Below are 12,273 nucleotides of genomic sequence, written 5' to 3'. Positions count from 1 at the left end.
TCACTACGTTTTCCGGCAACTCAGTAAGACGTGCTATGCTACCGCATACCACAATGGCAAAGCTACAATATATTATAGAAACACCTTAATAGCATCCTTCGGGTCCTTTTTTATTTTACGAGGTAAATAGTAATGAGTATATCTACTGAAAGATTAACTTAGTTATTTATCAAACATCTCCTTTAATCTTTCATAAGTTTCTGGATACATTACAGTACCAGCTTCCTTTTTTGTAACGCTAAGAACAGCCGCCTCAGTAATCGCCCCTTATCACAAGTTTTTATGAACACCTTCCATTCTATTTATAAATCGTAAGATCTCTTGCATGAATATTCATTGTTAATGTGTAAATAGTGTAAAAATGACATGATATTGTAATAAGCGACAAAATATGATAAAAATGATATTAAATTACTAAAAAACACCTTTCTTTTAGAAAGATATTACATTTTTTTAATAGAATTTCCCTAGTTTTTCTGCATAGACATTCGTTATTAATTATTTTCTTAAGTTACTTAAATTGTATTTTCATTCGATGGTATTAATAAAAATAATAGCGAGGTAAAGGAGTGAAATGATGGCTGATATGTTTGAAGATAAGCAAGTGCAGCCATGGATTGATTCTTTAAAAGAGTTGTTTAGGAATGGTCATCAGAACTACAAAAATCTTTTACAAATGGAACAGGATATTCTTCAAATAGGACATTTCCTAGAAGATTTCTCCAATTTAAAATATGCACTTGATGTTTCTGCGATCGTTGCTTGTACAGACACAAATGGGAAAATTATTTATGCGAATGATAAATTTTGTGAACTATCAAAGTTTAGCCGTAAGGAACTGATAGGAAATGATCATCGTATTTTAAATTCAGGTCATCATGATAAACAATTTTTTGTGGAAATGTGGAATCAAATTAGACAAGGTGAAGTATGGGAAGGTGAGGTGAAGAATAAAGCAAAGGATGGTTCGTATTACTGGGTAAAAACAACCATTGTCCCATTAAAGGATCTTACTGGAAATACTGTTATGTATATAGCTATTCGTACAGACATCTCTGAGGGAAAGAATGCACAGGAAAAATTAATAACCGCCTTACAAAATGATTATCGCCATGTTGTCACTTCTATGCAAAATCTAATCTTTAAAGTCATCAAAGATAAGAATGGGCAATTCGTGTATACCCTGAATGAGGGGAAATTAGCGTATGAATTAGGCTTGGAGAAGGAAAAAATGCTGAATAAAAGTCTGAAAGACATTTTTTCAGAGGAACTCCAGTTAATGTTGGAAAAATATTATTGCGAAGCCTTCTTAGGACGACAGCTCTCCTATAATTATTCCTTTAGAGGTCGACAGCTATTAACCTATCTTTCTCCCATTGTCAGTGATGGAAAGGTTGTAGAGGTCATTGGCTGTATGAGTGATATTACTGAACTTCATCAAGCTAAGCAGGAAGTAGAATTTTTAGCTTATCACGATTCATTAACTAGCTTACCAAATCGTCGTAAGCTGAACGAGGATTTAAATCACATTATTGAGAAATCACAAAATAATAATGATAGATTTGCTTTATTTTACATTGATTTAGATCGCTTTAAGCATATTAATGATTCATTTGGTCATAGTGTTGGGGATTGTTTAATTACAAAGGTTTCTTCGATGCTAAAAAAAGCTATAGGTAATAATTCTCGATTATATCGTTTTGCTGGTGATGAATTTATTATCATTTTTCCGCAAATGAAAAATCATGAAGAAGCAATGATAAAAGCAAAGCAAATACTTTTACTTTTTGAGCAATCAATCAATTTATCGAATCAACTCGAGATAAATGCTACATGCAGCATTGGCATAAGTCTTTTTCCTGAGCATGGTGAGACAAGTGAAGAGTTAATTAGAAATGCAGATGCAGCTATGTATGCCGCTAAAACATATGGTCGAAGTACATATAAAATGTATGAAGAAGAAATTTGTCAATCACAGGAAAAGGCATTACTCATCGAATACCATTTACGTAAAGCAATCGATCAGAACGAGTTTGAACTATATTTTCAACCTAAGATCGATTTAAATACGAAAGAAATGAATGGTATGGAGGCATTATTACGTTGGAATAACGAGGAGCTCGGAAGTATACCGCCTGATACGTTTATCCCGATTGCAGAGGAAACAGGGTTAATTCTTAAAATTGATCGATGGGTATTAGAAAAAGCATGTGAACAAAATAAGAAATGGAATGATTCGCAATTTTTCAAGCCTATGAAGGTGTCTGTTAATATTTCACCTCTCCATTTTCGTACTCCTAAATTTCAACAAGTGGTTCAGCAGGTTTTAGAGCAGACTGAGCTAGACCCGAATCTTCTAGAAATTGAAATTACAGAAAATAGCTTCATGAATCAAACTGAAGAATGTATTGAATGTTTAAATGACCTGAGGAAAATGGGTATTACAGTAGCCATTGATGATTTTGGGAAAGGCTATTCGTCGTTAAATTATCTGCGGAAGTTTCCTATCCATGCCTTAAAAATTGATCGAACATTTATTCATGAGGTTTCGCGAAATATGGATGACATCGCCATTGTGAAAGCGATTACACTGCTTGCCCATGAATTAAATTTAAAAGTTGTGGCAGAAGGCATCGAAACGAAAGAGGTGATTGACGTATTAGAGGAGATAGGGTGTGATGAAATTCAAGGATTTTATGTAAGCAAACCTCTATCAAAAAATGAATTCGAGAATTTGATTAAACAAAATACAAATCAAAATTTCATATTATAGATATTATTAAGCTCGTGGCTAAAAAATAGACTGTGCCAGAATCCAAAATGCCTTCAATATTGTTTTGGATTCTGGCATTTTTTTGATTTAACTTCAAGCATACCATTAGTAATTTTAATAATATTTCACTATAATTATTATGTTAAGTCCCTAATTTCATTTACGTTGTACCGTATCAGTATAATAAATTCATTGATATGGAATCATAAGAAAGAAGTGTGATATTCGTTTCGATAATAGAAAAATGAATGAGGAAAAACATTAATTATGAAACCTTAAATTAAAGGAGTCTTTTTTGTGGAAGTTCTTAATCATTTACTAGACACGTATGCTTCATTTTTTGATTGGGATATGTGGGTAAAAGTTTTATCAGACCCTGTTTCTTGGGGATATATTGGCACATTGGTCATTTTGGAAGGATTATTATCAGCGGATAATGCTCTTGTTCTTGCCGTAATGGTGAAGCATCTTCCAAAAAAACAGCAGAAAAAAGCTTTAACATATGGCTTGTTTGGAGCATATTTCTTTAGATTCATATTCATAGGATTAGGGATGCTACTTATAAAATTTTGGTGGATAAAGGTACTTGGAGCTGCTTACTTAGCTTGGATTGTCATTAAGCACTTCTGGGTTGGGGATAGTGATGAAGAAACGAACGGCTTGAAAAAGGACAGCTGGCTTGTTCGTACATTTGGTTTATTTTGGGCAACCGTTATTTCTGTAGAAATAATGGACCTAGCATTCTCTGTTGACAGTATTTTAGCAGCATTTGCAGTATCAGAGGAAGTTTGGATTTTATTAATTGGTGGGATGCTTGGTATTTTGATGATGCGGACGGTTGCAAAGGTTTTTCTCGTTCTCATTGAAAAGGTGCCTGAATTAGAGAATACCGCATTTATTTTAATTGCTATCATCGCTGGAAAAATGTTTGCAAGTGTTTTCGGATATGAACTTGATCATTTAGTGTTTTTTGGAATCTTAATCATGGCATTCCTATTGACATTTGTTATCCACTATATAAATAAAAGAAAAAATGCAGAGGACGATATCGCAGTAATAAATAAAAAATAAATAAATATGAAAAGGGGGCAATTCTATGAATTGGCCCCTAAAATCATAAATTGGTTAATTAATATTATTTTTATTTAACCTTCATTTTTTCAACATGAACCTTACCTGAAAAAAAGGTTGCTCCTCCGCCCATATCGGATAAGCGATCTGGTGTAAGTGCGTTAACATGCTGCTTTTTTCCTTTCGCATCTGCCCATAATCCTTGTGAAACGACGACTCCTTCCAGAACGAGTTCACCCACTTTTGCTTTTAGTTCACATTCTCCTCGATCATTCCAAACACGAATTATTTCTCCATCCTCAATCCCTAATGACATGGCATCAATTTGGTTCAGATGAAGCCGTGGCTCTTTTTCTAATGAAATATGTTTCTCATTGTTCGAAAATGTTGAATTTAAGAAATTATGAGTAGGAGCTGGAATAAATAAAAACGGAAAATCACCATCTTCAACGATTGGAATATAGGTAGGAAGGGGAGAATAGCCATCCTCTTTCATTCTTTCCGAATATAATTCAATTTTTCCGCTTGGTGTCGGAAGAGTGCCTGGGAACAATGGCTTTATCTTCGCTTTTACATAATGTTTCTCAACTAACTGATCATAATGGATTCCTTCTAAATACGGGTTGCTCGGATTATCTAGCGCTTTTGCAATCATTTCTGTCTCTGTTTCTTGAAAGGCAGGTTCATGGAAGCCCATTTCATCAGCGAGCAATCGGAAAACTTCTACATTCGATTTAGACTCACCAACAGCCTCAATGACTGGCTGTTGCAGCTGCATATAATGATGCCAGTAAGAGGTATAGAAGTCAGTCATTTCAAAGGAAGATTTCGCTGGTAAAATAATATCGGCATACTTTGCCGTTTCAGTCAAAAATAAATCATGTACAACAAGAAATAAGTCTTCTCTCATTAATCCTTTTCTAACCAAAGTTCCCTCTGGTGCAATAACTGCAGGGTTGCTGCTATACACATACATCGATTTTACAGGTGGGTCTATCTCAAGCAATGCTTTCCCAAGCAAGTTCATATTGATGACACGTGTGTTTTTATTCTCAAGTAAATCTGGCCTCTGCAATCGTTCTGTATTGTGAGCTAAATATCCGGAGTTAGCTTTGATTGCGCCGCCACCTTTTTCAAGCCATTGGCCAGTTAATGCAGGAAGACAGGAGATGGAACGAGTCGTCATTCCTCCATTATCATGATGCTGAAGTCCATTTCCAATTCGAATGAAGGATGGAGTGATGTTACCATACATTCTTGCAAGCTTATAAATATCTTCAACTGCAACACCTGTAATCTCTGAAACTGTTAGAGGGTCATATTGAATTACATGTTCACGCAGCTCATCAGCACCAATTGTATATTTTTGTAAAAAAGATTCATCAACTAGATTTTCTGCAAATAATATGTGCATGATCCCAAGTGCTAGAGCACCATCTGTACCAGGTAAAATAGGGATGAACCAATCCGCAAGTTTTCCAGTTTGATTTTTATGAACATCAATCACAACAATTGTTGCGCCATTTTTTCGTGCTTTTTGAGCTAATGCTACTTGATGCATATTCGTGCTGACCGCATTGATACCCCAAAAAATGATCAATTTTGAATGGATTGTATCTTCTGGATCCATTCCAAAGCTGCCTCCCATTGTATAGGAATAGCCAGTTGTACCAGCCGACTGACATATTGTTCTTTCGAGTTGAGAAGCACCTAATCGATGAAAAAAACGGCGATCCATACCCTCAGCGCTAAGATTCCCCATGTTTCCATAAAAACTATAAGGAAGAATGCTTTCAGGGCCGTCTGTCTCAATCAAATCTTTCCAGTGAGTGGTAATCGTCCTTATTGCTTCCTCCCAACTGATTCGTTCAAATTTCCCTTCTCCTTTGGCACCGATACGCTTCATTGGGTATTTTAAACGATTATCATCATATATTCTGGCTGTCATATTCCTGACTTTATTACAAATATTTCCCATTGTGACCGGATGATTCGGATCCCCGTTAACTTTAACAATTTTTCCATCTACTTTATGTAGAAGCAGTCCACACTGATCAGGGCAATCAAGGGGGCAAACAGAGGGAAAAACTCCATTACGATCAGTTACAAAAGTGTGCATAATAGAAACTCCTTTTTGGTAAGATTAATCATTTGCAAATTGTTGATTAAGTTTGTTAGGAATTCTTATGATTATGAATTTTTTTATAGTATAAATAAAAAGCGATTAAAAATCATCATGAAATTTTAATAGACCATGAAATTTATGCTTCTATTCTACTATAAAAACATAATATTCTTTTTTATTCGACAAATAAACTAAGAAAATCCTCCTTTTTTTAGCGTAGATTTTCAGTGACAGAATAATTAATGTAAATAAAATAGATCTTTATTCAGACCATTTGGAATAATACTGATTGAATTTTCATGCTATTTCATGACTTACTAACTAAATACTTATTAAAATTTTCCTAAAACATACGCTAATTGACTTTTTTCGAGAGGCGAAATTTGTCTAATGATTAGGTATGTGATTCTATTAACACAATTTATTTCAAAAAGTACAATTATAAATGAATACATACAAAAATGGAGGAATGAATAAATGGGGTTAAAAAAGAAGGTTTTATCTGTTTCTTTATCTAGTTTAATGGCGTTGGGAGCTGTTACAACTGTTTCGATTCCTGCAAGTGCAGTTGGAAACGGTCCGAGTGCTGGAAATGGAGCTATCCAAACTTCAATCCTGCATACATATGAGAGTCTTGTAGACTATCTCAAAACACAAGATGCTAAACAAGCAGCTATGGAGCTAGAAGTTATCGGTCAAACAGTAAAAGGCCGCGATATTTATATGGCCAAGTATATGTCTAATCCTAGCAATCCGACTATTCTTTTTTTAACACAGCAGCATGGAAATGAGCAGCTTACGACTGAAGGTGCACTTGAATTTATCAAACATTTAGGAACAGGAAAAATGAAAGGTGTTCTTGATAATGTAAACGTTCTCATTATACCAATGCTAAATGCAGACGGAGCAATGGGGGATGTTGATTTCTCACTTGATGATTACTTAGCTGACGGGGATCGCCATCTTACTCGCTATAATGCTAATTATGTAGATTTAAACCGCGAACATGATAAGCCAACGAGTAAAATGCAGCCTGAAGCAAAGGCATTGCATGAAAATGTTTTACAAAAATATGATATTGATTACTTGATTGATCTTCACCATCAAGGAACTTTAAGCGAGACAGAAGGAGAGCTTGTCTCTGGTTCAATTCTGTACCCAACAAGCTCTAATGTTAAGCCGGAAGTATTAGAAGGCTCTAAAAAACTTGGTTCTGTTGTTTATAATTCGATAGAACCAACTGGTTGGGGACATCTTGGGAAATATGATGGAGGATCAGGAAATAATATTGGCCGAAATGGAATCGCTGTAAGTTATGATATTTCAACACTCCTATTTGAAATGCGCGGCATGTCTGATCACTATATCAAATCATATGCTATTGGACAAAAGAGTAACGGTTATTTAATTAAGCAAACGATCACCACTCTAGATGCAACTGTAAGAGCGATTTCTGATGGTTCTATCGATACAGCAGATACAAGCTTCTGGGATACTCTTCCTACACAGAATAATAGACAAAGCGAAGAATCCGACGAATAATAGATTAAAAAAAGTATCCCCGTTTTAATGAGACGGGGATATTTTTATTTTCAAAATGGGCCTTAGAACAATAAAAATAGGCATTCACTTCAGTAACAATACCCAATCAGTGTTCATATTTTGTTGGGGAGAGGTACATGTGGCTTCGCCTATAAAATATAGCTATTCTGTGATTCTCTCATGTTGCTAGACATCTTGAAAAAAAATAATGATGGAGGCTATGCAAATGTATGATTTTCAAAGAGAACTTCAAGGCCTGAATCTTGGAGATTTCCAAGCGTATGATGCAGTTCCTTGGGATCAAAGTCAGTACTATGATGATTCTGAGAGAAGGTGCTTTGGAGGATTTGGAAGGTGCGGAGGATTTGGAAGGTGCGGAGGATTTGGAAGGTGCTTTGGCTTAGGCTTAGGTTTAGGCTTAGGTTTTGCAAGTTGCTTTGGTTTTGGTAGTTGCTTTGGCTTTGGAAGTTGCTTTGGCTTTGGAAGTTGTGTTGGTTTTGGAAGTTGTGTTGGTTTTGGAAGTTGTTTTGGATTTGGTTTTGGAAGTTGCTTTGGCTTTGGAAGTTGCTTTGGAAGGTGCGGTTTCCGCTGCGGTGGTCGTTGTGGTCGTTGTTTCCGATCCGAAGGTTGATTGTTCTAGTTTTCTAAGAAAAAGCTGTACCCCTGCAAGAACGATTGCAGGGGGCTTTTTAAGATAATAAGAAAGTTTAAGTTTATTAACGTACTAAAGAAATGTGAGTTATCAATAAAATATTTACCAATAAGAATAGACATATGAGACAAATTTCCCTACATAGGATAAGAGTGAAAATAATGATGCAGAATTGAGTACAGCTCACGGGTAAGGAGGAGCGGAATGACAAAGATAACCCCTTCTATGCGTCTTAAAGTGAAAAGGGACACGTTTTTTTTCCCAGATTCAAATAATGGCGTATATTTTCGGAACAACTTATGTTCGTTTCGTATGGAAGGCAGTACGATCGATCAGTGGGTTGAAAAGCTGATGCCTATGTTCAATGGGGAATACACGATAGGAGATTTAACCGGTGGACTGCCGAATCAATACCAGAATAGGGTCAATGAAATTGCAGAAGTTCTTTATAAAAACGGTTTTGTCCAAGATATTAGTAACGATCGTTCACATCAATTGTCGGATCAAATACTTAAGAAGTATGCCTCTCAAATTGAATTTTTAAACAATTTTGGTGATTCGGGTGCGTACCGTTTTCAAACTTATCGACAGACAAAAGTATTGGCAGTTGGTTCTGGGCCTTTTCTTGTTTCGTTGGTTTCTGCATTAATCGAATCAGGGTTGCCTAAGTTTCATTTCCTAATCAAGGATTCTAATCAAACCAATAGACGACGTATGATGGAAATCGTTTCACATGCACGACTTACAGATTCCGAGGTTGCTATAGAGGAGGTCTTCCTACAGAAAGAAGGGAAGGATTCATGGCGTGAAATTGTGCAGGGATATGATTCAATTATGTACGTGTCCCAGGATGATGATATCGAAGAACTAAGGTCTCTTCATGCGATTTGTAGGGAAGAGGGTAAGATGTTTATACCAGCAATAAGCTTACAGCAGGTGGGACTTGCAGGTCCTTTAGTGAATCCAGAATCAAAGGGATGTTGGGAGTCTGCGTGGCGCCGAATACACCAATCAGCGCTTTCCAAAGACGAGGAGTTCACTGCTTACTCATCTACAGCAGGAGCAATGTTGGCCAATGTGATTGTGTTTGAATTATTTAAAGAGATTACAAGAGAAGAGAAATCGGAACAGGAATATCAATTTTTCCTGCTTGATCTGGATACTTTGGAAGGAAACTGGCATTCGTTCATTCCTCATCCTATGGTGGATGGAAATGTGTCTGCGGAGTGGGTTCAAGATTTGGATTTGCAAATTGAAAATAGCAAACGTAAAAGTGAAGAAAGTGTATTATTCCTTATCCTTAGCCATTTGACATCTGCTGAATCAGGAATCTTTCATATTTGGGAAGAAGGGGATCTAAGTCAGTTACCGTTGGCACAGTGTCGTGTTCAAGCAGTCGATTTGTTATCTGAAGGGCCGGCTGAGCTCTTACCAGAGATTATTAGTGCAGGATTGACTCATGAAGAGGCACGGAGGGAATCAGGGCTAGCCGGATTAGAAGCGTATGTATCGCGAATCGCCAATCTGCTCGATACGACTCAATCTCCACAACAGGAAGTAAATGGTAGTTTTAGTGATGAAAAGGAATATGTCGGTGTTGGAGCGGGTGAAACGATTGCGGAATGTGTAGCACGCGGATTACAAAGATGTTTAGAAGAGGAATTGAACAAACAATTATTTGATCAAAAATATTTAATCTCTCGGGTGCTTTTGAGTGAGATAGGAGATGAGCGATGTCGTTATTATTTACAAGCATTGACGACATTGCAAGGAGAACCAGTAATTGGCCTTGGAGAGGAAGTGGATGGCTTCCCTGTTGTATGGATTGGCACGAATGATGACTGGCATAGAAATACGGGTTTGAATATCACTTTGGCATTAAGAAATGCACTGCAGCAAGCATTAATGGATGCCCAAAATAAAGTGAATTCGAACACGATGCAACAAGTGGAAGCTTCGTCCATTCTTCTTGAAGAAAAGGCACCACAAAACATCATTATTCCTGCATGTGAAGATATTGCACAACCAGAGGTCTTGAAATACGCTTTGCAGACCTTGGAACAGAATCACAAGCGTCTCTCAGTCATTGAACTAGCGGTAGAACCATTTTTGCAAGAGGGTCTGGCAAGAGTGTATGGTGTATTGTTGCGAAAGGAGGAATCTTCTTGAGCGATGTCGTGGCAGTTATCGGAGAAGGAGTGTTGGCGGACCACGTATCACAAGCATTGTCCACTCAATACAAGGTAGTTTGTCATACCGATTTCGAGGCAGGTATACCGGATGAGGCTAATTTAGTTCTCGTATTGCACGATGCTTGGCATCCCTCTATTCATCAAAAGGCAGAAGAGGTGCTGCGACAAACCGATATCCCTTGGCTTAGAGGTTTCGTTTCATTTGGCGAAGGAGTCGTCGGACCATTGGTTCACTCAAGGAAGCCAGGGTGTTCTTCGTGTGCTAACATGCGCAGACTCATGGCAGGAAGAGACCGTAAAGAGATGTGGGAGATAGAGCAGATTCTTGCGGAAAGTGAAGATCGTTCACCTGATCCTTGGGCTTCGCGAATAGGACTTTTGCAGATCGCCCATTTGCTTGAATCTGAGGTACAGAGGATATTAAAAGGTGAACAGGCTCGATCGCAAGGTCAAGTATTTTTAATCAATTTGAAAACATTGAATAGTTCATGGCATTTCTTTCTGCCCGACCAGCTATGCCCTGTTTGTGGCCAGTTACCTGACGATTCAGCGGCCTCGGCCCGAATTTCGTTGCAGCCTAGTCCAAAAATCAATGCTGATAGCTTCCGCTGCCGTTCAATCGATGATCTGAAAAAGGTTCTAATCAAAGACTATCTGGATCATCGAACCGGCTTTTTAAATGGTAAAATGCTTGACCTTGCGACTACGTTTGCAGACGTAGGTGTCAATCTTCCTCTTTTATCTGGGGACGAGGGCGTAGGAGGCAGAACGCATTCCTATGCTGTAAGTGAGTTAACGGGCATCATGGAGGGGTTGGAAAGATATTGTGGTTTGTTACCACGTGGAAAGCGAACTATGATCCATGACAGTTACAGCAATCTGGAGGATCATGCCCTTAATCCGTTAGATGTAGGTGTACACGCAAATGAACAATATGCTCGTCTTGATTTTCCTTTCGAGAAGTTTAATCCAGAAAAAAAGATTGATTGGGTGTGGGGCTATTCATTTTTACAAGAGCGACCGATTTTAGTACCAGAGTTGCTTGCATATTACAGCTTGGGCTGCGGTCAAGGCTTTGTCTATGAAACTTCTAACGGATGTGCTTTAGGAGGAAGCTTGGAGGAGGCCATTTTCTATGGGATTTTAGAAGTAGTGGAACGTGATTCATTCCTTCTGACTTGGTATGCTCAGCTGCCACTCCCGCGCCTAGATCCTTATTCGTCAAAAGACGCCGAATTGCAGCTGATGATAGATCGTGTACGTGTTGTGGCTGGCTATGATATTTATTTTTATAACGCAACGATGGAGAATGGAATTCCAAGCATTATGGCGATAGCAAAAAATAGGAAAAATAAAGGAGTAAATATCATCTGTGCTGCTGGAGCTCATTTGGACCCAATACGAGCTGCGAAAAGCGCGATCCACGAGTTGGCTGCTATGATGTTGAACCTTGATAATCATTTTGAAGCGAATCAAGAGGAATATTTACGAATGTTGAAAGATCCTTTCCAAGTCCAAAAGATGGATGATCATGGTATGCTGTATGGATTGCCGCAAGCTGAGGAGCGCCTACAGTTTTTGCTGGATGATAGTCGGCCATTGCGACAGTTTGATGAGGAATTCAATTGGAATTCAAAACATACAGATTTGACGGATGATCTAAAGGACATTTTACAAGCATTTCGCCGATTAAACCTCGATGTGATTGTGGTGGAGCAGACGACATCAGAAACTATACGAAACGGACTACATTGCGTGAAAGTGTTAATTCCGGGGATGCTGCCGATGACTTTTGGGCATCATTTAACCCGAGTAACAGGTTTGGAGAGGGTGTTGCGGGTACCAATGGAACTTGGGTATACCAAACAACCTTTAACTCCTGAACAACTCAATCCACATCCGCATCCGTTTCCATAAG

At 37.8% G+C, this 12,273-nt stretch carries 8 protein-coding genes; 7 read left to right on the top strand and 1 reads right to left on the bottom strand.

The window, feature by feature from the left end; all coding sequences use genetic code 11:
• Positions 1-577 precede the first annotated feature (577 nt).
• Together FSZ17_RS13485 and FSZ17_RS13480 are read left to right on the top strand one after the other, a co-directional pair.
• Positions 578-2,773, top strand: a complete 2,196-nt coding sequence (locus FSZ17_RS13485) for a sensor domain-containing protein (protein WP_057770879.1) — start codon at positions 578-580, stop codon at positions 2,771-2,773.
• A 351-nt stretch (positions 2,774-3,124) separates the two neighbouring features.
• The gene (locus FSZ17_RS13480) at positions 3,125-3,844 is read left to right on the top strand and encodes a TerC family protein (protein WP_407643448.1); all 720 of its coding nucleotides are present in this window, start codon (positions 3,125-3,127) and stop codon (positions 3,842-3,844) included.
• A 70-nt stretch (positions 3,845-3,914) separates the two neighbouring features.
• Here the strand turns inward: FSZ17_RS13480 and FSZ17_RS13475 are convergent, their stop codons facing one another.
• Positions 3,915-5,963, bottom strand: a complete 2,049-nt coding sequence (locus FSZ17_RS13475; protein ID WP_057770875.1) for a molybdopterin oxidoreductase family protein — start codon at positions 5,961-5,963, stop codon at positions 3,915-3,917.
• A gap of 483 nt (positions 5,964-6,446) precedes the next feature.
• Between FSZ17_RS13475 and FSZ17_RS13470 the strand changes: the two genes are divergently transcribed.
• The 5 genes from FSZ17_RS13470 to FSZ17_RS13455 all read left to right on the top strand — a co-directional run bounded on the left by FSZ17_RS13470 (position 6,447) and on the right by FSZ17_RS13455 (position 12,272).
• Entirely contained in the window at positions 6,447-7,511 is a 1,065-nt protein-coding gene (locus FSZ17_RS13470) for a M14 family zinc carboxypeptidase (RefSeq protein ID WP_057770873.1), read from the top strand.
• 281 nt (positions 7,512-7,792) lie between these two features.
• The gene (locus tag FSZ17_RS24015) at positions 7,793-7,915 is read left to right on the top strand and encodes a hypothetical protein (protein ID WP_322107582.1); all 123 of its coding nucleotides are present in this window, start codon (positions 7,793-7,795) and stop codon (positions 7,913-7,915) included.
• A 21-nt stretch (positions 7,916-7,936) separates the two neighbouring features.
• Positions 7,937-8,209 carry a hypothetical protein gene (locus tag FSZ17_RS24010; protein ID WP_057770870.1) on the top strand — a complete coding sequence of 91 codons (273 nt, stop codon included), beginning with the start codon at positions 7,937-7,939 and terminating at the stop codon, positions 8,207-8,209.
• A gap of 158 nt (positions 8,210-8,367) precedes the next feature.
• Positions 8,368-10,332, top strand: coding sequence for a putative thiazole-containing bacteriocin maturation protein (locus FSZ17_RS13460; protein WP_057770868.1), 1,965 nt, complete (start codon positions 8,368-8,370; stop codon positions 10,330-10,332).
• Entirely contained in the window at positions 10,329-12,272 is a 1,944-nt protein-coding gene (locus FSZ17_RS13455) for a TOMM precursor leader peptide-binding protein (RefSeq protein ID WP_057770866.1), read from the top strand. The genes FSZ17_RS13460 and FSZ17_RS13455 overlap by 4 nt, the downstream gene beginning before the upstream one ends.
• Position 12,273: the final 1 nt, after the last annotated feature.

Origin of the sequence: Cytobacillus dafuensis, assembly GCF_007995155.1 — a bacterium.
GTDB classification, from domain to species: domain Bacteria; phylum Bacillota; class Bacilli; order Bacillales; family Cytobacillaceae; genus Cytobacillus; species Cytobacillus dafuensis.
This window is presented reverse-complemented; position numbering and strand designations above follow the sequence as displayed.

Coding starts and splice junctions, on each gene's coding strand:
- FSZ17_RS13460 (WP_057770868.1), top strand. CDS start 8,368: ATGACAAAGATAACCCCTTCTATGCGTCTTAAAGTGAAAAGGGACACG.
- FSZ17_RS13475 (WP_057770875.1), bottom strand. CDS start 5,963: ATGCACACTTTTGTAACTGATCGTAATGGAGTTTTTCCCTCTGTTTGC.
- FSZ17_RS13480 (WP_407643448.1), top strand. CDS start 3,125: ATGTGGGTAAAAGTTTTATCAGACCCTGTTTCTTGGGGATATATTGGC.
- FSZ17_RS13485 (WP_057770879.1), top strand. CDS start 578: ATGGCTGATATGTTTGAAGATAAGCAAGTGCAGCCATGGATTGATTCT.
- FSZ17_RS24015 (WP_322107582.1), top strand. CDS start 7,793: ATGATGCAGTTCCTTGGGATCAAAGTCAGTACTATGATGATTCTGAGA.
- FSZ17_RS13470 (WP_057770873.1), top strand. CDS start 6,447: ATGGGGTTAAAAAAGAAGGTTTTATCTGTTTCTTTATCTAGTTTAATG.